General features: G+C 41.7%; 23 protein-coding genes and 3 tRNA genes. 8 read left to right on the forward strand and 18 right to left on the reverse strand.

Annotated elements, in window-relative coordinates; translation table 11 throughout:
• Positions 1 to 29: 29 nt before the first annotated feature.
• From OQE68_RS17950 to OQE68_RS17970, 5 genes are all read right to left on the reverse strand, one after another.
• Positions 30 to 422 carry a hypothetical protein gene (locus tag OQE68_RS17950; RefSeq protein WP_180568262.1) on the reverse strand — a complete coding sequence of 131 codons (393 nt, stop codon included), beginning with the start codon at positions 420 to 422 and terminating at the stop codon, positions 30 to 32.
• An 887-nt stretch (positions 423 to 1,309) separates the two neighbouring features.
• Positions 1,310 to 1,648, reverse strand: a complete 339-nt coding sequence (locus OQE68_RS17955) for a YdbL family probable chaperone protein (protein WP_180568261.1) — start codon at positions 1,646 to 1,648, stop codon at positions 1,310 to 1,312.
• Between the two features lie 8 nt (positions 1,649 to 1,656).
• Positions 1,657 to 1,845, reverse strand: a complete 189-nt coding sequence (locus OQE68_RS17960) for a YnbE family lipoprotein (RefSeq protein ID WP_180568260.1) — start codon at positions 1,843 to 1,845, stop codon at positions 1,657 to 1,659.
• A 2-nt stretch (positions 1,846 to 1,847) separates the two neighbouring features.
• Positions 1,848 to 4,361, reverse strand: a complete 2,514-nt coding sequence (locus OQE68_RS17965; protein WP_180568259.1) for an intermembrane phospholipid transport YdbH family protein — start codon at positions 4,359 to 4,361, stop codon at positions 1,848 to 1,850.
• A gap of 9 nt (positions 4,362 to 4,370) precedes the next feature.
• Positions 4,371 to 5,018, reverse strand: a complete 648-nt coding sequence (locus OQE68_RS17970) for a UPF0149 family protein (protein WP_255490841.1) — start codon at positions 5,016 to 5,018, stop codon at positions 4,371 to 4,373.
• A gap of 555 nt (positions 5,019 to 5,573) precedes the next feature.
• Between OQE68_RS17970 and OQE68_RS17975 the strand changes: the two genes are divergently transcribed.
• Complete coding sequence (locus OQE68_RS17975; protein WP_180568257.1) at positions 5,574 to 5,747, forward strand: hypothetical protein; 174 nt, start codon at positions 5,574 to 5,576, stop codon at positions 5,745 to 5,747.
• A gap of 695 nt (positions 5,748 to 6,442) precedes the next feature.
• A complete protein-coding gene (locus OQE68_RS30570; RefSeq protein ID WP_180568256.1) occupies positions 6,443 to 8,329 on the forward strand; it encodes a PKD domain-containing protein in 1,887 nt (628 codons plus the stop codon).
• Positions 8,330 to 8,340: 11 nt separating this feature from the next.
• On the opposite strand, the gene OQE68_RS17995 is transcribed toward OQE68_RS30570, so the two are convergent.
• From OQE68_RS17995 to OQE68_RS18040, 10 genes are all read right to left on the reverse strand, one after another.
• Positions 8,341 to 8,415, reverse strand: a tRNA-Gln gene (locus tag OQE68_RS17995).
• A 39-nt stretch (positions 8,416 to 8,454) separates the two neighbouring features.
• A tRNA-Met gene (locus OQE68_RS18000) sits at positions 8,455 to 8,531 on the reverse strand.
• Positions 8,532 to 8,592: 61 nt separating this feature from the next.
• On the reverse strand, positions 8,593 to 9,684 hold the full coding sequence (gene ychF / locus OQE68_RS18005) for a redox-regulated ATPase YchF (RefSeq protein ID WP_180568255.1): 1,092 nt from the start codon (positions 9,682 to 9,684) through the stop codon (positions 8,593 to 8,595).
• A 22-nt stretch (positions 9,685 to 9,706) separates the two neighbouring features.
• Complete coding sequence (gene pth / locus OQE68_RS18010) at positions 9,707 to 10,285, reverse strand: aminoacyl-tRNA hydrolase (protein WP_434801425.1); 579 nt, start codon at positions 10,283 to 10,285, stop codon at positions 9,707 to 9,709.
• Positions 10,286 to 10,315: 30 nt separating this feature from the next.
• Entirely contained in the window at positions 10,316 to 10,939 is a 624-nt protein-coding gene (locus OQE68_RS18015; protein WP_180568253.1) for a 50S ribosomal protein L25/general stress protein Ctc, read from the reverse strand.
• A gap of 199 nt (positions 10,940 to 11,138) precedes the next feature.
• Positions 11,139 to 12,080, reverse strand: coding sequence for a ribose-phosphate pyrophosphokinase (locus OQE68_RS18020; protein ID WP_180568252.1), 942 nt, complete (start codon positions 12,078 to 12,080; stop codon positions 11,139 to 11,141).
• 65 nt (positions 12,081 to 12,145) lie between these two features.
• Positions 12,146 to 12,220: transfer RNA gene (locus tag OQE68_RS18025), tRNA-Gln, on the reverse strand.
• Positions 12,221 to 12,253: 33 nt separating this feature from the next.
• The gene (ispE, locus tag OQE68_RS18030; protein WP_180568251.1) at positions 12,254 to 13,111 is read right to left on the reverse strand and encodes a 4-(cytidine 5'-diphospho)-2-C-methyl-D-erythritol kinase; all 858 of its coding nucleotides are present in this window, start codon (positions 13,109 to 13,111) and stop codon (positions 12,254 to 12,256) included.
• Positions 13,108 to 13,734, reverse strand: a complete 627-nt coding sequence (gene lolB, locus OQE68_RS18035) for a lipoprotein insertase outer membrane protein LolB (RefSeq protein WP_180568250.1) — start codon at positions 13,732 to 13,734, stop codon at positions 13,108 to 13,110. The genes ispE and lolB overlap by 4 nt, the downstream gene beginning before the upstream one ends.
• Positions 13,735 to 13,850: 116 nt before the next feature.
• On the reverse strand, positions 13,851 to 15,575 hold the full coding sequence (locus tag OQE68_RS18040) for a tetratricopeptide repeat protein (protein WP_180568249.1): 1,725 nt from the start codon (positions 15,573 to 15,575) through the stop codon (positions 13,851 to 13,853).
• A gap of 478 nt (positions 15,576 to 16,053) precedes the next feature.
• Between OQE68_RS18040 and hemA the strand changes: the two genes are divergently transcribed.
• The 6 genes from hemA (at position 16,054) to hemH (ending at position 22,791) form a co-directional block, all read left to right on the forward strand.
• On the forward strand, positions 16,054 to 17,436 hold the full coding sequence (gene hemA, locus OQE68_RS18045; protein ID WP_353618535.1) for a glutamyl-tRNA reductase: 1,383 nt from the start codon (positions 16,054 to 16,056) through the stop codon (positions 17,434 to 17,436).
• Positions 17,433 to 18,518 carry a peptide chain release factor 1 gene (prfA, locus tag OQE68_RS18050; RefSeq protein WP_180568248.1) on the forward strand — a complete coding sequence of 362 codons (1,086 nt, stop codon included), beginning with the start codon at positions 17,433 to 17,435 and terminating at the stop codon, positions 18,516 to 18,518. Before hemA ends, prfA begins: the two co-directional genes overlap by 4 nt.
• Position 18,519: 1 nt before the next feature.
• Positions 18,520 to 19,365, forward strand: coding sequence for a peptide chain release factor N(5)-glutamine methyltransferase (gene prmC / locus OQE68_RS18055; protein ID WP_180568247.1), 846 nt, complete (start codon positions 18,520 to 18,522; stop codon positions 19,363 to 19,365).
• Between the two features lie 169 nt (positions 19,366 to 19,534).
• On the forward strand, positions 19,535 to 20,308 hold the full coding sequence (locus tag OQE68_RS18060; protein WP_180568246.1) for a HesA/MoeB/ThiF family protein: 774 nt from the start codon (positions 19,535 to 19,537) through the stop codon (positions 20,306 to 20,308).
• A 208-nt stretch (positions 20,309 to 20,516) separates the two neighbouring features.
• Positions 20,517 to 21,725: a Na+/H+ antiporter NhaA gene (gene nhaA, locus OQE68_RS18065; protein WP_180568245.1), complete on the forward strand. Its 1,209-nt coding sequence runs from the start codon at positions 20,517 to 20,519 to the stop codon at positions 21,723 to 21,725.
• 25 nt (positions 21,726 to 21,750) lie between these two features.
• On the forward strand, positions 21,751 to 22,791 hold the full coding sequence (gene hemH, locus OQE68_RS18070) for a ferrochelatase (RefSeq protein ID WP_180568244.1): 1,041 nt from the start codon (positions 21,751 to 21,753) through the stop codon (positions 22,789 to 22,791).
• A gap of 21 nt (positions 22,792 to 22,812) precedes the next feature.
• On the opposite strand, the gene OQE68_RS18075 is transcribed toward hemH, so the two are convergent.
• The 3 genes from OQE68_RS18075 to OQE68_RS18085 form a co-directional block, all read right to left on the reverse strand.
• On the reverse strand, positions 22,813 to 23,394 hold the full coding sequence (locus OQE68_RS18075) for a YajG family lipoprotein (protein ID WP_180568243.1): 582 nt from the start codon (positions 23,392 to 23,394) through the stop codon (positions 22,813 to 22,815).
• Between the two features lie 122 nt (positions 23,395 to 23,516).
• Entirely contained in the window at positions 23,517 to 24,593 is a 1,077-nt protein-coding gene (locus tag OQE68_RS18080; protein ID WP_180568242.1) for a hypothetical protein, read from the reverse strand.
• Positions 24,593 to 26,095 carry an adenylate/guanylate cyclase domain-containing protein gene (locus tag OQE68_RS18085; protein ID WP_180568241.1) on the reverse strand — a complete coding sequence of 501 codons (1,503 nt, stop codon included), beginning with the start codon at positions 26,093 to 26,095 and terminating at the stop codon, positions 24,593 to 24,595. The genes OQE68_RS18080 and OQE68_RS18085 overlap by 1 nt, the downstream gene beginning before the upstream one ends.
• Positions 26,096 to 26,114 lie beyond the last annotated feature (19 nt).

The following is a 26,114-nucleotide window of genomic DNA, read 5'->3' on the forward strand; positions in this document are numbered from 1 at the left end:
ATTTTAAACTGTTCTATGTAGTATAGATTTTAAACGGCTTTAGGGCGTTGATAGATTACTTTTCGGTTTTGATCTTTTAGTTCAAGGCCATTAGCGAGTTCGCTGGTTGCTTCACAATAAGCAAGACCTGTTAAGTGACGTACAGTAGATTTTGCAGATTCAAACCACTCCATGGGAAAAGAAACTTCTACTTCATTAAATTGACTAAAATCAATACCCTTTTTATCTTCAACTAAAAAGCAAAACAATGGGCATTCATCAATCTTGTTTTTTAAACCTTGAGCTTCAAGACCATAAACCAAATTTCGAAAGGCTGGGTCTACCTGTTCTACGTTGCTTCTCACTATAGTAGCATTTTGGTTCGCGAGGCCCAACTTGGCATCTCTTAAATTTAGTGCGCGTATACAAACGTATTTTCTCATTTAGTTCTCACTTCAGTATTTATATTCAATAATTCATTTCTGTCAGTGGCTAACATAAATAAAAGGACAAATTGCGACACTTCATAAATATACCCGTAACGGGTATGGAATATCTTCAACCAAGGTGACACTGAGTTAGGTAAGCTGCTAACCTCTGAGCTATAGCTGTAGTGTCAACTTGTTCTGGCTAAGTCTTGGTGACTTTTGAACCAGTAGGATAATCTTTAATTTTTTGAAATGTCTTAATCAGCTTTAATCGTATTGGACTCTTACTAAGCTATTCTTTTCAATTACTCTGCTCGTTTTGCTTGCCAATTATATTTACACACAAAATTCACTTGCAAAGCACTACCATAACAGGGCATGGCTGCTCGACAAGTAAATGAATGCAAAAAAAGCCCAATACCAACAAACATGGGCTGCTTCCTTTTATTAAATACTACCACCGCCTCGACCGTTGAAAGTACGCAGGGTACCTTAAAGGAACGGAGATTTAGATGCATTAATTGGTCGAGACTAAAGACGCTTTCTGAAATACTACCTCAATACGTTGCATATGCCAAGTAATTGGCTTCGATCTATTTGCTTGTTAATTAATAACAGCTGTTTGTTGGTAGTTGAAGAAGGGCTTTAAGCTACTTGATCCAGGTTCATTGTTTTGCAAATAGAGTGTCATTAGTAAGCAAAGCCTTTATTCTCATCTACACATTCTATGAAACATGTTTGTTTTATAGACAGTTTGTCTAATAACTAGCTAGTGTGTGGTTATTTAAGGGTTGTTTCTTATATGCTTGAATAAAAGCTATACAACTTAGAGTTGCTTGCTTCTTAATGAACTTGGCAAATGGCGCTAAGAGCTAAGGCCTTAGAGCTGAAAAATTGCTAGTTTACTTTTTGATCCACTTTCCAGCTGCTGATTGAACATATTGCCCTGAAGGTGTTTTGGCTATGGCTTTTTGTCCTGCAAGTTGACTCACTGCATCAAGTGAAATGCCATTTTGGGTGGCGAGTTGCTTATATTTGGCTTTTCTTTTTGCGTTAATCTGCTTAACGATTTGTTTGGCTTCAGGATGGCTCTTTACAAGGCCTAGGTAGCCATTTTGTTGTTCGCCAATGAGCCCCTGTTGTTTGGCTTCTTTTAAGTCTAGAGACCAGCTGAAAGGCGAGAATAATACAGCTAGTAGTGTGCATAGTAGCAGAGATTGTTTGATTTTTATTTTATCCATGGTGGCTCCTAAAATAGCTCACTATCATCACTGAACACTTTATCAAGCTCTTTATCCAGCTTAACTTTAATCTCATGTTCAATTTTTACATTTAGATTGATGGTAATTGGTTTCTCGGGTGCTGTTACTTGTACTTTTGGGGTGCAAGCCGTCAACAGCAGCACTAAGCCTGGAAGATACCTAAGCTTTATTTGCATAATCAATCCTTGGAAGGTCGTTGGAGTTTCTTTGTAACATTTTCGCCAATATATTGACCTAATTGAACGCTTTTAATCAACAAATAGATATTTTCTTCCTGTTTATAATTAAAGTGTATGCGTTTTCCCTGGTAAAAGTCAGGGTTTTTTCCGGCAAGGCTGACGGATAGTACTAAGTCGCCATTGGGTGCCAATGCAACATCACTTTCAAGGCGATCATACTGAAAGTTTGCTAGAGCAGAAAGGGCGAGTTTTAAGCTTTCATTTGAAGCCGATAAGCTTTCAGTTAGAGATGGCTGGTTTACTTTAATCCAACCAGCGCCTGTAGCTTGTAGTGTGCCATTGTTGATACTGGGTTTATTATTAACAACTTTGATTGGTAGCTTGCCGTTAATTATACCTGATGCTGTAACCGCAGGCTGTTGCTCTAAAGCAACTAACTTGGCTAAATCAATCGCTTTTACTGATATTGTTATTTGTTGGTTTGAAAAAGGTATCAAGTTGAGTCTAGGAGCTGTAATGGTACCGCCAAGCAAATTGGCTTTAAGTTGTTTTAGTTGGATTATAGTTTGGTCTGGCTGACTTAGATTACTATTAAATCTAAGTTGTGTGGATATGGTTTCAATAGGAATACCTATATCAATGAGCTTTACTTTAAGAGAGTTAGGGTGTGAATTGCTTGAAGTGACATGGTTGTTTTTTACTCGAAACTGTAACTCTCCATTAATGTTATTTAGGTTGTTTTTTTCATACAGTAGGTTGAATTGATTTAATGTAGATAACATTTTGCCTGATATTAACAGGGGATTAAATAGGACTGTACCTGAGAAACTGTTGCTAAATTGGCCGCTTTGGATTGATAGCGACGTTGGCCAGTTAGGTATTATTGGAGCTAAATAGTTGGCAAGCTGTGCGGCATCACTGACTTTTAATTGCCAGTTTATAGCTGCTTGTTGTTCTCCCAGTTGCCATTGTAGCTGCTTTGTTAATGTGGCTGTCTGGTCGATTTGCCAGTTACCTTGATATTCAGTGAGTTGGTTTATAGTTTTTACTTGGTGCTGGCTAGTTATCTTTGGACTTATTGGCTGGCTAAACAGAGTTGGTTGGTTAAGAGTTAGATCAAAAAGTGTAGACAATTTAAAACTGCTGTCAGGCTTATTTAAGTCAGTTATATCAGCTGATAATTGTTTAATTAACAGTTGCACTGCATTTGCAGCATAAGGTTCAAACTCTGCTGTAGTAAGCGAGGCAGTGGCACTATCTGTTAATTGAAAGCTAATACTATTAGCTGCTAGTTGTATATTACCGTTAAGCTGGCCGTTAAACTGATTTGTGCTTTCAGTTGCAGGTGCTAACTGGCCATGTAGTTTCGAGTAGACATGCCACTGAGTGAGTTTATTAGTACTTTCTAGTTGGCTAGTCAATTGCAGTTGGTATTGAGGATGAGTTAAATTTGTACGACATTCTCCTGATAGATTGGCTTGCTGTTGATTAAATTGATAGATAATTTCTAATGGCGATTGGCAGAAAAATGTAATCTTTTTTGGAGGGAGGAGTAGAGGCTTAGAGGCATTGTTTGCTCCGTTTGTTTGAGTATTAGGAGCTGATGTGCTGTGGAGGTTTGTTGAGGGATTATTCCAATGAATGTGGGGTATTAATTTAGCTGTGAAAGTGCCTTGCTGTTGCTGCCAGTTAGCGTCAATTGTAATTTCACCCATTGTCGAAGTTGCTTGATACTGTATTGTACCATTGCCACTGATTCGTTTTAGTTGGCTTTTGTTTAAGAAATCTGCTGTACGAAAGGATTCAGGTAAATTGAGCTTTAAATTTGCCGTCAGTTGGCTGTTGTCTGGTGTGAGAAAGGTTAATGGCTCACTTATGTCTAGTAGTGATGTTAATGCAGCAGGAATAACGCTGACTTCGTTAATTAGTTGGTTATTATCGGTTTGCCACTGGGTATTGATGGTAAGAAAAGTTTGCTCATTATGTGTTAAATGTAGCTTGAATTGCGGGCCTGTTTGACTTTGTTCTAAATAACTAAATAATGATACTGTTGGATGTTGTCGGCGATCAATTGTGAGGTTACTAATTTTCCAGCTAATGGGAATGCCAAGCAGATCATTGATAGACCAGGAGGTAAGAGTCGTATCTTCAGAAGCTGTTGGCTTTAGCGCTTTCAGCTGTTCTAGCTGAAGAGTGCTGTCATTCATTGATATTGTTATTTCTAGTGGTAGCTGGCTATCTGGTAAAAGGTGTAACGATAGTGTGAGCTGTTCAATTTGGATTAACGGTTGTTTGTCATGGTTGTTAGTGTTTATTAAATCAAGGTTGTTGATATTTAGTTGAAAAGGCCAGTGGGTAGTAATTTTCTGACTATGGATTTGTAAATCATAAGGGGCAATAAAATAGTTAGTCAGTTTTACTAGCCAAATAGGTGTTGTTAGCCAAGTAGTTAAAATCAGGCTGAATATTAAAGTTAACAGAATTAACAACCATTTAATGGTTTTTAGTATCATCTATTAGTGTTACCTGTTTCTGCTGGCTGAAGGCGCTTCGATAGCAGTTATTGCATGGTGTAAGTCTAGGCTGAATCGATTAACCGTATCGATTGCTTCTGGTATTTTAGTCAGTAATAGTAAGCAAAACTTAGTAAAATTCCCTAAATTATTTTCTTGGCATACTTCTTCAGCTATGGTTTGATCAGCAAAAAAACCTAAGATAAAAACGGCTGTACTGAAATCTTGGTGATCCTCAGCGGTTAAAAAGCTTCGCCAAAGCTCATAGGTCAATAAATATCCTCTCATAAACCCAAGGCTCCATTGATGGAAAGATGAGGAGGGTAAAAAGTTACTAATGGCGTTAGCGTCAGGAATACAGTTAATTGGGAGCTGATAGGTTAAGTCTAGTACTTGCTGCTGGGTATGGCTAAACAAGTCATCTAGAATGCCAATTAGTTGACAGCTTACTGATGAGGCATCTTGCAACTGTACCTTTGGTAGTACTTGATGTTGCCAGCTATTGCCGATGTGGCTATCTGGGCAGCAACTAATAGCGAATATAAAACCTTCCAGTTGTGATTGACTCATACAGCCCTCATGTTGAGATAAGTACTTTGTTAGCTGATCTTGTTGGTGTGAATGTTGGGCTGATGATTTCTTATTGTTGAAAGGCATAAACTGTAGTGGTACTCAACGGGCCGGTAATTGTCGTAGGGTTGTGGTTAAGGCTTGGGTTATCAAGGGTGTTTGGTAGATCATATTCTAATATAGATATAACAATATAATCTATATCGTGTGCAAAGTGGTTAGGATTAGAGAGATCATTCTGTTTGCTGGTGAATAAGACAGCAGTACTGAGGGGTAGTCTCAATAAGTCTATTGTTGTAAATAGTGCAAATAAAATTGTTGTGCTTTGTGAATAACGGCAAGAAATTGACTGACAATTCAAAAAAATGTCATCTAGTGACCAATAGTAATTATCAATCCTATGTAATAACAAACAAATATACAACAAAGGTTGGTTATTTTCTGGTAAGCTGCTAATTATTTATATATTTCAGAAGGTAATTACTTAGCAAGTAATTGTAATAGATACTATCTTCTTGATTAATAAAATATTTTATGTTAACAGGGATTATTGTTAGGGCTTACCCTATTTATTTGTGCATGTTGGCTGTGTTATTGCTAAGAAAGTAGGGAATTAAAGATCCTATTTAAGGAGGTTAAATAATGAAACGACTACAAGCAGACTATCTTGATCCAAATAAAATAGGTGTAGTCGAATACCAGCCAATTGATGCACAAGTAGTAGAAACGGCGGGCTTTCATAAAATCCGTCGTACTATGCAGAGTTTTAGGCGGCGCTTAGCAAAAAGTCAGGAAGTATTACTAAGGTCTCACTAATATAGGTTAAGCAACTGATAAAGTTGTCATTGCTTGGAGTGGGTTTTGGTGGTCTGTTAATGGTATTGGTTTGTTAAGAGATCACTAATCAAATCTTTTGGCTATGCTTTTTTATCCTCTTATTTTTGTCTCGATACAGTTTATGTATTGACTGCTTTTCTCTTGGTATTTTGTCGAAAAACACTTTCAGAGAATCTTTAACATATACCAGTATAGTGACTACATTTGAATTGTCGTACTAAAGTGGTTGGGTAAAACACAGTTCTAGGGTCGTTCCTTGATTACATTGGTATTTATAAAAGACCACTTTTCCAGAAATATCCCGAATGGTGTCGGCGCAAAATTAATTTCCATATTATTAGTGTATTGGTTGGTAGCTTAAAGCTATATTATTTTTCTGCTTAAAGCTAAAAATACTCAATGAGTATTCTCCTGTTAATTGTAAGCACACTATACTTTATCAGGTGAAAGATAAAGTTGAAAAAGTTGTATGGATATAAGTAATAGTACTTTTATCTGAATATTTTTAATTGTGCCAAATAGGAAAAATATACCTAATGTTAGGGTATAGCTAAAAGAGTGTTAGGTAAGGCGATTTATAATTGGTTGGATTGCAATACTAGGCAGTTATTTTGTTGATCGCTATTTATAAATGCGTTTTTTTCACTCTAAGCGAGATATCATGGAGGATAACTGTGAAAATACTTAATCAAAAAAAGCTTGTCTGTGCAGTATCGGTAGGTGTTATTGGTTTTACTTCGCTACTGCAGGTCGAAGCAAGTCAACAGACCAACGATACTTTTTTTAATCCTTCTCCAATAATAATTGCAGATCGCGTAGCTACACAGTTAGATGTGATGTCTGATAGCAGTATATCAGAGAGCGGTAGGCTGGTTATAACGGAGCCTAATGCCAGCTTTATTAAAGTTCACTTCAAGCATTTTAATATTCCTGATGGTAGTTATGTAACAGTTTCTAATCCAGAAGGTACGGAGGTTTACCACTACAGTAATAATCATCGAGATAGTTTTACTTTTGATATTGAGGCTGGTGAAGATGGAGAGAATACATGGGCTAGTATGTCAGTCAATGGCGATACAGCGATTATTGAGTTTCATAATAATGATGATCAAAACAATTGGAATGAACAGAAGCATAAATTAATTATTGGTTCCTATTTAAAAGGTTTTCCGCAAGCAGTAATCGAGTCATTGATCGATAGTACATTTTCAACTTGTGGCACTAACCAGCGAAAAGATGCTATCTGCTATAAAGATACATTTCCTGTTGAGTATGAGCGAACCCGGCCAGTAGCCAGGCTGGTGATGAGCGGCTCGTTATGTACAGCTTGGCGAGTGGGCTCAGATAACCGGGTATTTACCAATAACCACTGTATGAGTACGCAAAGTAAAGTAGCAGCATCTGAGGTTTGGTTTAATTATCAGCGTACAGGTTGTGGGGGTGGGAGTATGGCAACTACCACCAAAGTGTCGGGAAAACAAATGTTGAAAACCGACTATACCCTGGATTATACCTTGTTTACGGTTGATAACTTCAGCGCAGTAAAAAGTTTTGGCTATTACGGTTTAGATATTAGTGAGCCAGTCAATCAAGAAAGAATTTATATTGCTCAGCATGGTTCAGGTAATCCGAAAGAGCTGGCGGTAGAGAGTGATAAAAATACGGGTAACCGTTGTCGAGTAGATGTGCCTTCAGCCAATGGTAGGGGGCAGGGGACTGATTTGGGGTATTTATGCGATACCATTGGTGGTAGTTCAGGATCACCTGTATTAGCGGCAGATACAAATAAAGCAATTGGTTTGCATCATTATGGTGGCTGCCCTAATCAAGGGGTAAAAATCAGTAAAATCTGGCCGCAGGTTTCTCAGTATTTTGATGGTAAGGTGCCTGATGGTGATAATGGTGGGCCCACTAAAAAACCACCGGTTGCAGGGTTTAACTATCAAGTTACTGGGCTAACGGTTAAGTTTGTTAGTACCAGTAAAGACTCTGATGGCAATATCACTCGTTACAAATGGAATTTTGGTGATGGTAATACCTCGGCTGCAGCAAATCCTACTCATAAATATGCGAAAGCAGGAACCTACACAGCAACTTTAGCAGTAACTGACGATGATGGATTAACGGATCAAGCGCAAAAAGGAGTAACAGTATCCGACAGTAGTGGTGTAGGTGTGTTAGTTAAAGGTAAGCCTATTACTAATTTGGGAGCTAATAAAGGGCAGTGGAGATACTACAAAATTACTGTACCTGCAGGTGCTAAGAGTTTAGTCATTAAAACAGCTGGTGGTACAGGTGATGGTGACTTGTATGTCAATGTAGGCAGTAAACCCAGTTTGTCTAAATACACTTGTCGTCCATATTACTATGGTAATAATGAAACCTGTGAAGTGAGTGCAGTAACTAAGCAAGTAGAATACTTTGTAGGAATTCATGCTTATGCGAATTATAGCGGTGTTACATTGTCAGCAGACTATCAAGAAAATACTTTTGATGAGACAAATTATGATTTAATTAACGAAGATTTTTTTACAGAAGCTGGAGAAGGAATAAAAAAATAAACGATTAAAAATGGCTGGGGTGGCAGGATTCGAACCTGCGCATGACGGGATCAAAACCCGTTGCCTTACCGCTTGGCGACACCCCATTAGGAAAATTAAAGGAGTCAGTTGACTCCTTTGTAAACTGGTAGCTACGAGTGGATTTGAACCACTGACCCCAGCATTATGAATGCTGTGCTCTAACCAACTGAGCTACGTAGCCAGGAAGTGCGGCGTATTTTCAGGATTTAGGCCTTTGTTGTCAACCCTTTATCCTGAAAATTTTATACATTAAAGCGGAAGTGAATGACATCGCCATCAGCAACGATATAATCTTTCCCTTCTAAACGCCATTTACCTGCCTCTTTTGCTCCTTGCTCGCCATTGCAGTCCACATAGTCGTTATATCCAATGACTTCTGCACGAATAAAGCCTTTTTCAAAGTCAGTGTGGATGACACCAGCGGATTGTGGAGCTGTAGCACCTACCTTAGTAGTCCAAGCTCTGACCTCTTTAACACCGGCCGTAAAATAGGTTTGTAGCCCTAAAAGCTGGTAACCCGCTCGAATCACACGATCAAGACCAGCCTCAGTCATGCCAAGGTCAGCTAAAAACTCAGTCTTTTCTTCATCTTCAAGCTCGGCAATTTCCGCTTCTAGCTTGTTGCAGATAGGAACAACTACTGCCCCTTCATTAGCGGCAATTGATTTAACGGTGTCCAAATGAGGGTTGTCTTCAAAACCATCTTCATCCACATTGGCAATATACATCACTGGTTTTGTTGTTAGCAGATGAAACTGCCTAACTTCAGCTTTTTCGTCATCAGTGAGTGCTAATGATCGAACCGGATGTCCTTCATTAAGGTGAGGAACCAGCTTTTCAAGTAAAGCTTTTTGTTTGATCGATTCTTTGTCACCACTTTTGGCAACCCGGGCAACTCGTTGTAGTTGTTTTTCAACGCTTTCTAGGTCTGCCAATGCCAGCTCAGTATTAATTACATCAATATCGGCCGCAGGATTTACCTGGCTGCTGACATGGACCACATTGCTGTCTTCAAAGCAACGAACCACATGAGCAATCGCATCAGTCTCTCGAATATTTGCAAGAAACTGGTTACCTAACCCTTCACCCTTAGAAGCCCCTTCAACTAACCCGGCAATATCCACAAACTCCATGGTAGTGGCGACTACTTTCTGTGGATTGACGATAGCCGCTAGCTTATCGAGACGGGGGTCTGGCATAGGGACTACGCCGGCATTTGGTTCAATGGTGCAAAAAGGAAAGTTTTCTGCGCCAATTCCGGCTTTGGTTAATGCATTGAATAGAGTGGATTTGCCAACATTAGGCAAGCCAACAATACCGCACTTGAAACCCATAATGTGTAAACCTGTTTGTTTTTTAGCTGGCTTTAAACGAGTGCAATTGTTGAACGGCTGCTGACCAAGCGCCAGTTAAGGCTTCAGGAATGGTGTCTATTGCCGTATTAATAGCATCGTCGATGAGTTGCTGATCTGTCTGAGGAGGCTTGCTAAGCACGTAATTAACCACTTGCTTACTATGGCCTGGATGGCCAATTCCAATACGTAAGCGGGCAAAATCACGACAATTGCCAAGTTTAGCAATGATATCTCTTAGCCCGTTATGGCCACCATGACCACCGCCTTGCTTATAGCGTGCAGTGCCAGGAGGAATATCAAGCTCGTCGTGGGCAACCAGAATGGCTTGGGGAGGGATTTTATAAAAGTTGGCCAGTGTTCCAACCGCTTGGCCGCTGAGATTCATATAGGTGGTTGGAATCAATAATCGAATAGCTTGCCCGGCAATAGTCACCTGTCCCAGCTCCCCTGAAAACTTTTTGTCAGAACGGAGGCTGGCGCCATAGCGGCGTGCTAGCATTTCAACAAACATTGCCCCTGCATTGTGCCGAGTATCTTCATACTCAGCACCAGGGTTGCCCAATCCAACAACCAGCTGGATGGGCTCGCTTTGTGTTGCTTTCGCCACGGCTTATGCTTCGCTTTCGCCTTCTTCGGCTTCTTCGTCAGCACCACCACGAGGTGTTTGAATGTTAGCAATGGCTAAGTCATGGTTTTCACCATGAGCCAGCTCAACTAGCTCTACACCTTTAGGTAGTTTGATGTCAGATAAGTGAAGGATCTGGCCTAGGTCAACATCACTCATGTCAACTTCAATAAACTCTGGCAAGTCAGCAGGTAAACAGCGTACTTCAACTTCAATTGCGTTGTGAGTAATAGCTCCGCCTTTCTTAACGCCAGCACACTTATCTTCATTAATGAAGTGTAAAGGTACATGGGTGGTTAGTTTGTGATCAGCAGTAACACGTAAGAAGTCAGCGTGTAAAATAATGTCTTTCGCTGGGTGGCGTTGAAGGTCTTTTAAGATAACTTCATGCTTCTCGCCTGCAACATCAAGCGTCAGAATATGAGAGTAGAAAGCTTCGTTCTCGAGCGCTTTTAAGATATCTTTTTGCAGAATTGTAATGCTTTCTGGCGCTTTTTCAGCACCGTAAATAACGGCTGGAGCTTTGCCAGCTTCACGACGTAGGCGGCGGCTCGCACCTTTCCCTATGTCGGTACGCTTTTCTGCAACTAAAGTAAATTCGTTAGACATGTGAATCTCCTAATAAACCCTAAGCTACTTTGCGACCAAGCAGTTAAGGGTTGTGGTTGAAAAAATGCTTGTATTAAGCAGGCGCGGATCATAGCGCATTTTTTAGCTACTGTCTGCAAAGACAAGTTAAGCATTTATAAAAAAACGGTCAAAGTGACCGTTTTTTGAGTGTCTATTTTTCTTGAGGTTTTTTGAAGGCTTAACGAAAGATAGCGCTGATTGATTCCTCATTAGAAATCCGTCGAACCGACTCTGCAATCAGTGGTGACATATCCAGCTGGCGAATTTTAGGGCAATTTCTGCTGGCATCACTTAATGGGATAGTGTTAGTAACAACTAGTTCGTCCAGCTCAGAATGGTTAATATTTTCCAAGGCGCGGCCAGATAAAACCGGGTGAACACAGTAGGCGTATACTTTAGAAGCGCCGCGCTCTTTAAGTACTTTAGCGGCTTGGCATAAGGTGCCAGCAGTATCAACCATGTCATCAACCAGAATGCAGGTACGTTCTTCAACATCACCAATGATGTTCATCACTTCAGCCTGATTGGCTGCTGGGCGACGCTTGTCGATAATGGCCAAATCAGCATTGAGGCGTTTGGCTACGGCACGGGCTCTTACTACGCCACCAATATCAGGAGAAACCACCATCGTATTCTCATAACGCTGACTTTCAATATCATCTAGCAAAATAGGAGAGCCATAGATGTTATCAACAGGAATATCAAAGAAGCCTTGAATTTGGTCTGCGTGTAAGTCAGCAGTCAATACTCGGTCAATACCAACAGCAGCCATCATATCAGCAACTACCTTAGCGCTAATCGGCACCCGAGAAGAGCGTGGCCGACGATCTTGTCGTGCGTAGCCAAAGTAGGGCACTACAGCTGTGATTCGTTGTGCTGATGAGCGGCGCAGGGCATCAGCCATGACTATCAGCTCCATCAGATTGTCATTGGTAGGGGCGCAAGTAGATTGAATAATAAAAACGTCTTTACCTCGCACGTTTTCATTAATTTCTACAGCCACTTCGCCATCACTGAATCGACCAACATAAGCACTACCCATAGGGATATTCAGATGGTCAACAACCTTTTGTACGAGACCCGGGTTGGAGTTACCCGCGAACACCATCATCTTGGACACGGTAATTACCTTTTTTTGAGGGCTTGGATGAGTTTGGACGGTTTTTTGAGGAATGTGAAATTTAATGGCTGGGGTGGCAGGATTCGAACCTGCGCATGACGGGATCAAAACCCGTTGCCTTACCGCTTGGCGACACCCCAATTGCATACGATTGGATGGGTGCGTTTTATATGCTATTTCGAGAGGCTTTGCAAGCATCGATGTAACATTGACTGGTTGCTACCCTTAGTAATAAAGCCTTGCATACCATTAGGTAATTGAGCAAAAGCTTTCGCTGCATCTGAATGACAATCAAAAGGTACAAATAAACACGCACCTGTGCCTGTCATCCTTACGGGGCCGAGATTATTCAGAAATTGAAAACATTTATCAACCCCAGGATATAAATTTCTTACTAAAAATTCACAATCATTATGGCACCGATTAGCTAAAAAATCCTCGAAGGTAACAGGAGCCGTGCTTCTTGGCAGGTTTGGGTGATTAAAAATTTTTGCGGTGCTGACATGACAGTCAGGTGCCAGTAACAAATACCAAAGCTCCTTTGGTGTAACTGGGGTTAACTTTTCACCAATGCCCTCTGCCCAGGCAGCAAAACCATGAATAAAAATAGGCACATCAGCACCAAGAGTGATACCTAATTCAGCTAGTTGAGATAATGACCAGTTTAGTTGCCACAGCTTATTTAGTGCTAATAAAGTGGTTGCAGCATTAGAACTGCCACCACCCACGCCACCACCAATGGGTAATTTTTTATCCAACAGAATATCTATTCCCTGGCTGATTTGAGCGGCTTGTTGCAGAGTAGCAGCTGCTTTATAGACCAGGTTATCTTCAGCTTTAAAAGGCAGATCACTTGTCAGCTGAATTTTTGCGTCTGTACGGAGTGAAAAGGTTAGCTCATCGGCTAACTCAATAAACTGAAATAATGTTTGCAGCTGGTGGTAGCCATCTGCTCGCCTGTCAGTGATATGTAAAAATAAATTAAGCTTGCCTGGTGAGGGCAGTTGAATCTTATTTAATTCAGAGCTCATTGCGACAGTTGCCAGTCTTTAATTACAAAAGTTAACTTTAACTGCTTACTAAAAAAGCGCACTTTGCCAGGCATCCAGGTGTCGCCTACTTGCTGGTAACGGTCGTAATGAATCGTCCAATTAGCTTGCTGAAGTTTGGCAAGCAATCCTTGTGGGTTAAGGCTGATGGTTTGGTTGCCTTGTGGTGCAGGAATGCCTCTTACCCAGAATTTAAGGTTGGAAACGGGAAGGTTCCAGCCAAGCTCATTACGCATTAACTGCTCTGGTGTATTGGCAAAATAACGGCCATGATCGGCAGTGTTGAGTTCAACATGGCCAGGCTCGCCATTGAGTTTGGCGATACTTTGGCCTAGAGGGCCTGAAAGTACAATCGTGAATCTATTGTGCTGTTGTTGCCAGTCAATATAAGCGCTGTTGGAGTCTTCTGGGGTTCGGATACCCAGTTTTCCGTTAAGGTGCCAGTTTTTCATGCCTTTAATAAAAGCCAAGTGCTGCTTCCAGCTGGCTGCCTGATCTTTTACTACAGGGGGTTTATCAGCAAAAGGGTCAGGGATTTGGGGTAACCAGCTACAACCTGGTAACCATAAAAAACTGATTAAGAAAATAAGGGTTCTTTTATTCACAAAATCTTCACTGTATTCATTGCGATAAGTTTTATGATGCGATAGAGGGCGAGTTGTTCAAACTAATACGGCCCTTGCAGTGCTTGGCGATAAGTCTGCAAGGGATCACACAAATGTCAAGGCTTGCCTGTTAACCGGCGCATTGTTTTTTTGATGATTTCACTGGAAGGCTGTTCCTTGAGTGCTTCGTTCCAAATGCTGAGCGCCTCCTCTTGCTTGCCACTGGTCCATAATACTTCGCCTAAATGAGCAGCTACTTCATGGTCTGGAAATGCTTGATATGCTTGCCTGAGGAATTTAATCGCATCCTCTAAATTTCCCAATTTGAACTCAATCCAGCCCATGCTATCCACTACAGCAGGATCATTGGGTGTCAGCTGGTAAGCTTTGGTAATAAGCTCTTTGGCCTCTTGGTAGCGATTAGTGCGGTCAGCCAGGGTATACCCAAGCGCATTTAATGCTAATGCATGGTTGGGTTGGACAGATATAATTTTCCGTAGGTCTTTTTCCAGCTTGTCAATTTGATTGAGTTTTTCTGAAATCATTGCTCTGGCATAAAGTAGGCGAGTATGAGATTTATGCTTTTTGAGTGCTTGATTTAGCAGCTTCCGAGCATCTTTATATCGCTTTTGCTGAGCTAGCACTTCAGATTCAATAATGTATAGCTCTGGCGCGAACTTTGGGTAGGCTTGACGAGCAGCTTTAAGACGCTTTCTTGCCTCCGCGGACTCACCTTGTTTAGTTAGGAGTAATGCTATCCTTTTAAATGCATCAAATAAATACTGGCCAGGTTTGATTTGCTCAAAATGGTGAATGGCTGCCTGAGGGGTATTTTGTTGTTCAGCAATAGCGCCTAAGTAGTAGTGAGCAACGTCATTACGTTTATTAGTAGCTAATAGCTTTTGAAAGTAACGCTTTGCTTGATCGTAGAGTTTGCTTTCAAAGCTAATAATGCTGAGTGAATAGAGTAACGTATCATCATCAGGTGTTTGAGAAACCAAATACTCAAACTGTTGTTTAGCTTTGGTGAGCTGATTGGCCTGAATTAATAAACGAGCATAAAGTAATCTAATACGGCGATTATCTGGATGTTTTTTAATTTGCTTCTCAAGAAAATCAAGTGCCTGCTGGTCTTTTTTTAAAGCAGATAACAGCCGACCTTTAAGGATAAGCGCTCTAGTATAATTAGGTTGCTTGGCAATAACTTGGTTGGTTAATGGCAGGGCTTCTTCATGGCGCTCACTTTGGTGAAGCAGTGTTGCTTGGCCAAATTTTATTTCTAGGTTATTAGGGTATTCTTTTGCAATGGTGTCATAGGTGGCCAGCAGCTTGTCGCGGTCATCCTGGGTTAAGTTAATAGCGTTGATAGCGAGAATATCAAATTTAGTTTCACCACCGTTTTTCTCCAGTAGCTCTCTCATTCGCTCTGCTGCAGCATTGAGCTGACCTGCTTTACCAAGCTCAATGGCATTGGCTTGAATCGCTTGGGAGTTGTCTGGATCATTATTAGCCCAAATAGTTGACGCAATTAGCGCACCGCGAGACTCTCCTAAGTATTGGGAAATTTGATAGGCACGCTCTGCCACGCCAGGGTCTTGTGTTTTATGTGCTTCACGAAGGTAATTGCCTAGAGTGATATCTAATTGGCCGCGATTAGCAGCCACTTCTGCTACGAGGAGTGCAAAGAGGGTATCCTTGCTAATGGGGGTGGTGGCTTCAGTAGCAGGCTCAACGGTTGCCTGATTATTGGTGTTATTTTGTGGTTTAATACCTGAGCAGCCAAATAAGCTGATAATCAGCCCTGAGGCAAGAAAGTGTTTGACGCGAAAGTAGTTATTCATCTATTTGCAATACCTGGTAACAATACTTGGCCACTTGCCTGGCAATGGCAACAAAGCGAATTGCCCAACTCTAAAGTATCTTGAATGGATACGCTATGATCTTGATTTGAAATGAAGGTGGTGTCTCACAATAGCGTCGTATAAATACACTTCAACTGTTTTAGCCTGGATATTTCACCAGACTACAAGAGAATGCCTGCAGTGTAGTGAAATGAAGTCGTATGTCCGTATCAATTTTTCCTTAAATTGGTTTAACAGGTTTAAGCGTGTGCTGGCTAAAACAGATGGTGCAGTACTAACGGTAATAACACCTGCATTTCTTTCTATTACTGTAGACAAGATTAGCGATAAACCTGTTCCTTTATATCTATGATTGCATGAAATTTGTAGGGAAATATTATCTACTCTCTTCTTATCAGCGCTTTTTCGTTACCCTAATGTTAAGTTAGATAAAATTTAACCATCACAGTAAGGATATTTGCACTTAAGCTGTATTAGTAGGAGAATTCCCTGCTTTGAAGGCAGCTACAACATACCTTGTGGCTCCAACCCGCTGATAGTTGATGGTGATATTGATAGTTTTATTATGGGGTTTCTTGCGCTTGGCATAAATCATCAGACTGCCTCAGTTGCTTTTCGAGAGAAGGTGGCTTTTGCCCCTGAGCACTTGGCAGATGCTCTTCAGAGTATTCAAAAGCTTTCATCGGTTAATGAAGTCGCCATTCTTTCAACGTGTAATCGTACCGAGATCTACTGTGAGGTGGTCCCAGGGCAAGACCAGCCACTGCTTGCCTGGTGGGCAAATTATCAACAATTAGCCGTAACCGAAATTGCTGATTCAATTTATCAGTATTGGGATGAATCAGCTGTTCAGCACATGATGCGAGTAGCCAGTGGGCTGGACTCTATGGTGTTAGGTGAACCCCAAATCTTGGGGCAGTTAAAGTCGGCTTATGCCCAGGCACAAGCCGCTGGCACGGTGGGTTTTGGGCTAAGCCGCTGGTTTGAAAGTGCCTTTGCAACCGCAAAGCAAGTGAGAACCCAAACTGCGATTGGTGAAAGCCCTGTATCTGTTGCCTATGCTGCGGTAGCATTAGCGCGCCAGATATTTGGAGAGATTAGCCAAAGCCAGGCCCTTTTAATTGGAGCGGGCGAAACCATTGAGCTGGTCGCTAGGCACCTATCTGAGGTTGGTATTGCAGGGCTGACTATAGCTAACCGAACGTTGGCTAATGCAGAACTACTGGCAAGCCAGTTTACTCAAGCAACGCCTGCAAGCTTGAGTAATTTGCCTGACCTATTACCCAATGCTGACATTGTAATTGCCTCTACAGCGAGTCAATTACCTGTATTAGGTAAAGGAGCTGTAGAGCGCGCGCTTAAGCTGCGTAAGCATCGGCCTATTTTCATGGTAGATATTGCAGTACCACGTGATATAGAACCACAGGTAGCTACTTTGGCTGATATTTATTTATATACCGTTGATGATTTGCGAGAAGTCATCGAAGAGAATTTAAAAAACCGTCAGACAGCAGCGGTAGAGGCAGAAAACTTAGTCCTTAATGGCTCTGCTGCTTTTATGAGTCGAATGAGGGAGCTAACGGCAGTTGAGGTGCTCAAGCAATTTCGTACTAAAGTAGAGCTGCTAAGCCAGGAAGAATTGGCCAAGGCGCGTAAGAAATTGGCCAATGGTGCTGACCCTGAACAAGTGCTGGCTCGATTTGCTAAAGCCATAACCAATAAATTGCTGCATGGTCCTAGTGTCCAAATTAAACAAGCAGGTGCAGCGGGACAGCTGGATCGAATAGAGTGGGTAAAACAGCTTTTTGAGATTGATCAATTAACTGATAAGAAGTCATGAAACCATCCATATTAGCTAAATTAGAAAACTTAACTGAGCGCTATGAAGAGCTAGCTGCGCTGTTAAGTGATGCTGAGGTCATCACTGACCAAGACAAGTTTCGTAAGTTTTCCAAAGAGTACGCTGAAATCGAACCAGTGGTAAAAACTTTTGCGCGTTATCAGCAGGCAAAAGAAGATCGTGCTGAGGCTGAGCAGTGGTTAACAGGGGATGACCCTGAAATGAAGATGATGGCTGAGGATGAAATAGCGACAGCCAATGACGCCATTGAAACTCTTGATTTAGAGCTACAAACCTTACTGTTACCCAAAGACCCTAATGACTCCCACAATATATTTTTAGAAATTCGGGCCGGAACGGGTGGAGATGAAGCTGCCATTTTTGCTGGTGACCTGTTTAGAATGTACTCCCGTTTTGCTGAGCGGTGTAGTTGGAAGGTGGAAGTGGTCAGTGCCAATGAAGGTGAGCATGGTGGTTTTAAAGAAATCATCAGTCGTGTAGTAGGCGATGGTGTTTACGGTAAATTAAAATTTGAGTCAGGTGCCCATCGGGTACAGCGTGTGCCAGAAACAGAGTCTCAAGGTCGAATTCATACTTCTGCTTGTACAGTGGCCATCATGCCTGAACCAGACGAAGTAGAAAATATTGAAATTAATAAAGCGGATTTGCGAATTGATACTTATCGTGCCTCTGGTGCGGGAGGTCAGCACGTAAACAAAACTGACTCTGCTATTCGAATCACTCACTTACCAACAGGGATTGTGGTGGAGTGTCAGGATGAGCGCTCTCAGCATAAAAACCGGGCCAAGGCGATGTCTTTATTAGCAGCAAAGCTAAACTCGGCAGCGCAAGATGCCGCTCAGCAACAGGTAGCTGATCAGCGGAAAAGTCTAGTAGGTAGTGGCGATCGCTCTGAAAGAATTCGAACCTATAACTATCCACAAGGCCGGGTAACAGACCACCGGATTAACTTAACCCTCTACAAACTACCTGAAGTGATGGAAGGGGATGTGAGCCCGGTGATTGATCCATTAATTCAAGAGTATCAGGCTGAGTTGTTAGCCAAAATGTCTGAAGAGTAAAATGAAGTCTATCAGTGAGCTGCAACAGCTAGCAAGCTCTCAACTTGCTGTTGCTAGCCCATCCCCCCAAGAAGATGTAGAGCAACTACTTTGTCATGTGCTGCAAAAGCCACGCAGTTACTTGTTTACCTGGCCAGATCAACAGCTTACGGCTGAGCAGCAAACCACATTTGATAACTGCTTATTTCAGCGCTTAAAGGGTAAACCCATTGCTTACATTACAGGGTCTCGTGGTTTTTGGCAGTTTGAGTTAGAAGTCAGTGAAGCAACCCTGATTCCTCGACCTGATACTGAAATCCTGGTTGAGCAGGTACTGGCCGTAGCTGATGCTAATCAGTCTTTACATGTCATTGATTTGGGTACAGGTACTGGTGCAATTGCTTTAGCATTGGCCTATGAACGGCCAAACTGGCAAGTCACAGGCGTTGATTTGTTACCAGAAGCAGTTGAGCTGGCGGCACGTAATGGGAAGCGCTTAGGTTTAACTAATGTTCAATTCTTTGCTGGTCATTGGTTTGAAGCACTACCAGAAACGATTGGCCAGTTTGATCTGGTGGTGAGTAACCCTCCTTATATCCCAGCAGATGACCCTCACTTGCAGCAAGGCGATGTTCGGTTTGAACCAAAGTCTGCATTGGTTGCTGAGCAACGAGGCCTAGCCGCTATCAACGAAATTGCTAAAAATGCTTCAGACTTTTTAAAGCCTGGTGGTTATCTGTTTTTTGAGCATGGTTATGATCAGGCGACAGCTGTCAGAGAAATTTTAGCAGGGTTCAATTATCAAGCGATTCAATGTAAGCAAGATCTAGGAAAAAACGACCGAATTACCTTTGCTCTGTATTGCTAATTATCACCAAATCAAAGTAGCGAACCTATATAAGGCCATTATTCTATTTCTGCTAGCTTATGCGTCATTTCTAACTCATAAGGCCTAAATGGTGACAGGCGTATTATATTCTCGCTACCCTGGAAAGCATTAATATAACCTTGCTATCACTCTGACGGGTAAAATTTAAATGGAACCAATAACAGGCAAAACGCTAACTGACCAGGAGTTATTACGCTATAGCCGACATATTATGCTACCTGAGCTGGATATTGAAGGTCAGCAGCGACTTAAAGCAGCTAAAGTATTAATAGTGGGGCTGGGTGGGCTTGGTTGCCCTGTTGCAATGTACTTAGCGGCAGCAGGGGTGGGTGAGTTATTGCTAATGGACTTTGATCAGGTTGAGTTAACTAATTTACAGCGGCAAATTGCCTATAACCAGTCAGCCATTGGTAAGCCTAAAGCAGAAGCACTAGCTGAAACCTTGCGTGGTATGAATTCTGACTGCGTAGCTACTCCTATTGTTGAAAAAGCAAGCCAAGATAACCTGCTACAGTGGATCACCACAGCTGATTTGGTAATTGATGCTACTGATAACTTTGCTGTGCGGTTTGCAATTAATACGGCTTGTGTTCAGGCAATGTGCCCATTGGTGTCAGGGGCAGCAATTGGCTTACAAGGGCAGGTGACAGTATTTGATAGTCGACAACCAGCGTCTCCCTGCTATCGTTGTCTTTACTCACCAGAGGGAGAAGATCAGTTACGCTGTGCAGAAACCGGTGTACTGGGGCCTATGGTTGGTTTGGTTGGCACAATTCAAGCTATTGAAGCCATAAAAGTGATTACAGGTATTGGAGAACCATTGTTGGGTAAGCTGTTACTGGTTGATGGGAAGGTTATGGAGTTTCGAACTATTAAAATGGCAGCAGATCCTGCCTGTCCAGTGTGTGCGGATAGTTGTTAATAATAGCTGTGTGGCTGCTTTTGAGTCAGCCTCGATGAGCTTATCTGGCTTTAAGTGATTTTGTTAATTACCTGGATAAGATTAGTATATTTAATTTATTCAGCTGAAACTGGTACATTGATATACCACACTAGAGTTGGATATGTATTTATAATAACCAATACTAGCTAAGTGTTTTGCTTTAAAGTCGAATAGGTAAAAAGATTAAATGCAATTTAAACTCTCAGACGATATCAAAGATTTTTTAAAGAAAGAGTCCGCTAGCGGGATTTTGCTAATGATTGCAACTGCGCTGGCGTTGATTTTTGCTAATACCCCCCTTGTCGGTCTTTATGATTTGTTTTTATCTGTACCTGTTGGCGTCAAAGTGGGTGCGCTGGAAATAGATAAACCACTTTTGTTGTGGATTAATGACGGCCTGATGGCTGTATTTTTCCTACTAATTGGCTTAGAGGTAAAGCGAGAGTTTATTGCGGGTGAGTTGGCTTCTCCAGCTAAGATTGCCTTGCCTGCAGTAGCTGCGTTGGGAGGAATGGTTGTTCCAGCACTGGTTTATTGCTGGTTTAACTGGGGAGATAATACTGCTCTGCAAGGCTGGGCTATTCCTACTGCAACTGATATTGCTTTTGCTTTGGGTATTCTTGCTTTGTTGGGTAACCGAGTGCCGCCTTCGCTCAAAGTATTTTTAATGGCATTGGCAATAATAGACGACTTGGGTGCAATTATTATTATTGCACTGTTTTATACGGAAGGCTTATCAGTAATGTCAGCCTCTTTAGCAGGAATTTGCTTTCTAATCTTAGTAACCCTTAATCGATTAAAAGTCAGTAGGATAACCCCTTATATCGTAGTGGGTATTATTATGTGGATTTGTGTACTGAAGTCAGGGGTACATGCCACACTTGCCGGGGTTCTGCTAGCATTTACTCTTCCTATGGAATGTCAAAAGCGACCAGGGCACTCGCCGCTCAAGACGGTTGAGCATGAACTTCACCATTGGGTCGCTTATGCTATTTTGCCTATTTTTGCCTTTGCTAATGCGGGTGTAGGTTTGTCACTAACTGATGTGCAACAAATGGGAGATCCTGTGCCACTGGGCGTTATTGCTGGGCTATTTGTTGGTAAGCAGGTTGGTGTATTTTTGTTCTCTGCGCTGGCGATAAAGTTGGGGTTAGGTAAGTTACCCACTCATGCCAGTTGGCTGCAACTTTACGCGGTAGCTGTGTTGTGTGGCGTTGGTTTTACCATGAGTTTATTTATTGGCACATTAGCGTTTCAGCATGCAGGACCAGACTACTTAACAACGGACCGGATTGGCATATTAATGGGGTCTGTGGTGTCTGCTGTATGGGGATATGTAATTTTTCGGTTTTTGGCTAAGAGTAATGTTCCTGCAAGCCAGCCGTCAGTTAACTAAATAACCACAAAAGGTGTAATGTCCGATGATAAGCCAAGCTGTATTACTGGTTAATTTGGGCTCACCTGACTCGCCACAAGAAAAAGATGTCAGGCAATATTTAAAGCAGTTTTTAATGGATCCTTATGTGGTTGATTTACCTGGTTGGTTACGGTGGCTGATAGTTAACTGCTTGGTGCTGCCCTCACGACCAAAGCAGTCAGCAGAAGCCTATCAGAGTATATGGTGGCCTGATGGGTCACCACTTGTAGTGCTTACCCAGCGTTTAACCGATAAGCTAACAAAGGAAGTGGATTGCCCCGTGCATTTTGCTATGCGTTATGGCGAGCCTGCAATGGAGAAAGAGATACTACAGCTCGCTAAAACGGGGATTGAAGAGCTGCTATTGGTGCCACTTTATCCTCATTATGCAATGTCTACTGTGAAGACTTGTATTGAGGAGGCTAGGCGAGTGCTTGCCAAGCATCACCTGAGTCTTAAGGTTCGGTTACACCCAGTATTTTTTGGTCATGAGCAATATATTTCTGCTTTGGAAGAGGTGACTAAGCCTTATATCGAAAAGCCCTTTGATCATTTGCTGTTTAGCTATCATGGACTACCGGAGCGGCATTTACGCAAAGATGATCCAACAGGTAGTTATTGTCTGTCTAAGCCTGACTGTTGTCAGCAGCCTCATCAAGCCCATCAAACCTGCTATCGAGCCCAGGTTTATAAAACAGCAGAACTATTAACTAATAAGTTGGGTTTAAAAGAAGAGCAATACTCTGTTGCTTTTCAGTCTCGGCTTGGTCGGGATAAATGGCTAACGCCTTATACAAGTGAGAGGCTCGTTGAGCTTGCTCAACAAGGAGTAAAGCGGTTGCTCGTTATTTGCCCATCATTTGTTGCTGATTGTTTAGAAACACTAGAAGAAATTGGTATGCAGGGCAAAGAAGCTTTTATTGAAGCTGGAGGTGAATCATTAACCTTGGTCCCTTGCTTAAATGATGATGCGGAGTGGGTAGGTGTGCTAACCGATTGGTTGAAGCAATCATGGGATCACTACCCACAGCTAGATAAAATGTAATTTGTTTTTGTAAAGGTACCCTTAACCTGATCTTAGGAATTTGACTAGAGCTTGGTCGCTAAACATTCGGTCTAGTACATTATTAATAATACCGTTGACGATTTCTTCATTTTTGGTTTCAGAGGGTGCTTTTACTACTTTATGTTTTGCTGTTGACTGGTAGCGACCATGATAAACACGATCGCCGAATTTAACTTCAGCTCGGGCAACTGCATTGATATTGACTTCTGTCACGTAGTTTTGAGCGGGTGTGCTGTAATCAATTTTATCAATGTAGACAGTAAAACGGACAGCAGGGTTATTTGGATCTAGTTGCATTTCCATTTTTAGTAAAGCCTGCTCAACAGCATGCTTAACTGCCAGAGTAATATCATTTTTGATGGTTAATGTACTGGTTTTATCATAAATACCACCACGAGTGCCCAATACTTTGCTTAAGCGATCATCGACAACAGATACATTAACGGTATTTTTTACTACTGGCACTTTAACAGGCAGGGTAATATTTGGTGCAACTTCCACTTGTTGTGGGCTTAGTGCACAACCACCAGTTACGATAAGCGTTGATAATAAGGCAGTATGAACAAGTTTTTTTATCATCATAGACTCATTATTGCTATTAGTTCACTACAGAGCTTGAGTTTTATTGTAACCCATTAGCTTTAAAAGGCTTATTTAATATCTCTAGAAATTAGAACTTTTAAAGGCTACTAAGGTAAATCCAATTATTGGGTTTTTGTTGAGCTGTTAGCATTCTCATTTTCTTGCAGCTGATTAAGTTTGCTAATAAAGCGTTTAGCCCTGCTTATGTGGTTGTTCAACTCTTCATTATGTGGTGCTAGTTCAATTAAAGGCTGCCAGATAGCTAACGCGCCTTCGGGGTCACCAGTACTATAGAGCTCAATCCCTTTTTGAGTTTGTTTTTTTACATAAACACTTATTGCTTGTTTAAGCTGATTATGTTGCTTACGAGTGCGATAATAAGGTTGAGATTGTTGTATTTCATTGAGTAGCAGCTGTGCTTCTTTAAACTGCTGGTGTTGTACTGCTTCGTTAAATTTTTCATATAACTCAATGCGTTTAACTTTTGTCAGAGCGAGTATTTTATAGTCGTTAGTGTTGTTTACATTTTGGTTGTCTGCTACAGGTGTCAGGCTACTTTCTGTTGAATTAGCTGTTTTTTTATTGCTACTGGCTTTTGTGCTTTGATGGGCTTTAGTGAGTTCATCCAAAGTGCTATTGATAAGTGCTAAGTGCTCAGTGTCTGCACTTTTATAGGGTAATTTGTTAGCCATTTCCAGGCACTCTTTGCCTCGTTGTGGCCGGGCTACTGCAATTGCTGCTTCAGCACACTCAACTAGAAAGCGATGTAAATCTCCTTGCTTGCTCATAGCTTGTTGAAGCTTCGTTCGTACAGTCGGGTTGTTTGGGTCAGCAGCTGCCATGCCTTGTAATAACTTGATTTCTTCACTTAATACAGAGGCTTGTAGCAAGTAAAGACGATTTTGTAACTTGGTAATGTGGATGTTGCGTTGATCTAAGGTATTTTGGTAAGCCATCTGTAGGGCTTCATCATCTGGCTGTAACTCTTTCGCTCGTTGATAATAGGCGAGCGCATCACTCCATTGCTGTCGTTGAATGGCTTGCTCAGCTTTTTCCTTAAGCTCTTCTACATCATTGATTTGTGCAAGTTTGGCTGGAGGAATAGAGACTGAAGGTAACAGAACGCCCTTATTTAGTTGGCAGCCAGCCATGAATAGACTGATCGCTAAAATACAACAACTGGCTATCTGTTTCTTCATTAGTTGGCAAGCCCCTTTAGCATGTTATACAACACTTTTTTCGCAGCCCCTTGATATTTAGGGCGTAAGTTCTTTACCCGGTAGGTATCAATGGTTGCAGACTTACCTTTAACAGACAAGCTGCCATGATGCTGGCAAACGATTTTAGAGTTTACGGACGAATGATCATGAATGGAAGCAGGAATCATGATCTGCCCGGCTTGTGCTTTATCACATAAACGCGATGCAATATTTACAGCATCACCAATTACGGTATATTCCATACGCTCTTTTGCCCCTAAAAAACCGGCCAGCATCATGCCATCATTTAAACCAATGCGAACATTAACTGGAAATAGCCCTTTTTGTTTACGCTCTTGGTTTAGCTTTAATACCAGTTGCTGGATAGTCACTGCACAAGCTACTGCGTTAAAACGGTGGTCAGGATCACTTTTGGGGGTGCCAAATACGATCATGGCACAGTCGCCAATAAATTTATCCACAATGCCATTAAATGCATTGGCACAATGGAAGAAATAACTGAAATACTCGTTTAAAAACATGGCTACGGCTGGTGGCGTCAGTTTTTCAGAAAGGCTGGTAAAGCCGACTATATCGACAAACATCACAGTGGCTTCTACTTGGTGACCACCAATTTCAACCTCTTCGAGCTTATCCAGCATTTGCTTGGCAACGTCTTTTGCCATGACTTTGCCAAAGACATCTTCCAACTGAGACTTTTGATCAATACCTTGGCCGAGCTGTTGAAGGCTTTTAAGCAAAAAACCTAATTCATCTTCACTGATCCGATTATTTTTATAATCGCCTTTATTCAAAGCATCACTTGCGACATCCATTAAGTGATGAATAGGACGGGACAGACGCCTTCCCATGACAATCGCAATGAAACTCATGGCAATGGATAAAAGAATGGTGGCGAGAATAATGCCATTGGCTGAAGAGCGTGCCACTTCAAGCATTTTTACCTGGCTGAAACTGACCATGGCATAGCCTGCGACTACTTCTTGAAACTGAATGGGGCTGATATACGACACCATATCCGTGTACTTGCGCCTGCTGGTGCGTTGTTTCCACTCCAGACGATAGGTGCCATCGGTTAACTCTGCTGCTTTCAAGGTAGAATGACTACCATCAACAGGAACAGAGGTAATCAGTCCTTGTTTCACCAATACGTCACTGGTATTGGTGAAAATAGCAACACCTTTAATATCGGGTTCGCTACTAAGATTATTGGCTAAAACTTTTAGGCCAACTACATCATCAGTAAATACGGGCTCTTGGGCAGCAGCAGCAAGCTGGTTTACGATGGTTGTACCGAAGTCATCGACCTGGCTTTTCATTAGATGGTATTGGTTGGTAGTAATGATGCTACCTAAGATCACCATGCCAATGGTAACTGTTATGGTAAGAATCAGTGCTAGTTTATAGGCAATAGGTACCCTGGTGCGCATTTTACCGAACATTAATCGACTGGATGTTTGATGAGCAGAAGTTGCTGGCATGAAATGAGTTGATAGCCTC

Origin of the sequence: Spartinivicinus marinus (genome assembly GCF_026309355.1) — a bacterium.
GTDB classification, from domain to species: Bacteria; Pseudomonadota; Gammaproteobacteria; order Pseudomonadales; family Zooshikellaceae; genus Spartinivicinus; species Spartinivicinus marinus.

Coding starts and splice junctions, on each gene's coding strand:
- OQE68_RS17950 (WP_180568262.1), bottom strand. CDS start 422: ATGAGAAAATACGTTTGTATACGCGCACTAAATTTAAGAGATGCCAAG.
- OQE68_RS17955 (WP_180568261.1), bottom strand. CDS start 1,648: ATGGATAAAATAAAAATCAAACAATCTCTGCTACTATGCACACTACTA.
- OQE68_RS17960 (WP_180568260.1), bottom strand. CDS start 1,845: ATGCAAATAAAGCTTAGGTATCTTCCAGGCTTAGTGCTGCTGTTGACG.
- OQE68_RS17965 (WP_180568259.1), bottom strand. CDS start 4,361: ATGATACTAAAAACCATTAAATGGTTGTTAATTCTGTTAACTTTAATA.
- OQE68_RS17970 (WP_255490841.1), bottom strand. CDS start 5,018: ATGCCTTTCAACAATAAGAAATCATCAGCCCAACATTCACACCAACAA.
- OQE68_RS17975 (WP_180568257.1), top strand. CDS start 5,574: ATGAAACGACTACAAGCAGACTATCTTGATCCAAATAAAATAGGTGTA.
- ychF (WP_180568255.1), bottom strand. CDS start 9,684: ATGGGTTTCAAGTGCGGTATTGTTGGCTTGCCTAATGTTGGCAAATCC.
- OQE68_RS18015 (WP_180568253.1), bottom strand. CDS start 10,939: ATGTCTAACGAATTTACTTTAGTTGCAGAAAAGCGTACCGACATAGGG.
- ispE (WP_180568251.1), bottom strand. CDS start 13,111: ATGAGCTCTGAATTAAATAAGATTCAACTGCCCTCACCAGGCAAGCTT.
- OQE68_RS18040 (WP_180568249.1), bottom strand. CDS start 15,575: ATGAATAACTACTTTCGCGTCAAACACTTTCTTGCCTCAGGGCTGATT.
- prfA (WP_180568248.1), top strand. CDS start 17,433: ATGAAACCATCCATATTAGCTAAATTAGAAAACTTAACTGAGCGCTAT.
- prmC (WP_180568247.1), top strand. CDS start 18,520: ATGAAGTCTATCAGTGAGCTGCAACAGCTAGCAAGCTCTCAACTTGCT.
- OQE68_RS18060 (WP_180568246.1), top strand. CDS start 19,535: ATGGAACCAATAACAGGCAAAACGCTAACTGACCAGGAGTTATTACGC.
- nhaA (WP_180568245.1), top strand. CDS start 20,517: ATGCAATTTAAACTCTCAGACGATATCAAAGATTTTTTAAAGAAAGAG.
- hemH (WP_180568244.1), top strand. CDS start 21,751: ATGATAAGCCAAGCTGTATTACTGGTTAATTTGGGCTCACCTGACTCG.
- OQE68_RS18075 (WP_180568243.1), bottom strand. CDS start 23,394: ATGATGATAAAAAAACTTGTTCATACTGCCTTATTATCAACGCTTATC.
- OQE68_RS18080 (WP_180568242.1), bottom strand. CDS start 24,593: ATGAAGAAACAGATAGCCAGTTGTTGTATTTTAGCGATCAGTCTATTC.
- OQE68_RS18085 (WP_180568241.1), bottom strand. CDS start 26,095: ATGCCAGCAACTTCTGCTCATCAAACATCCAGTCGATTAATGTTCGGT.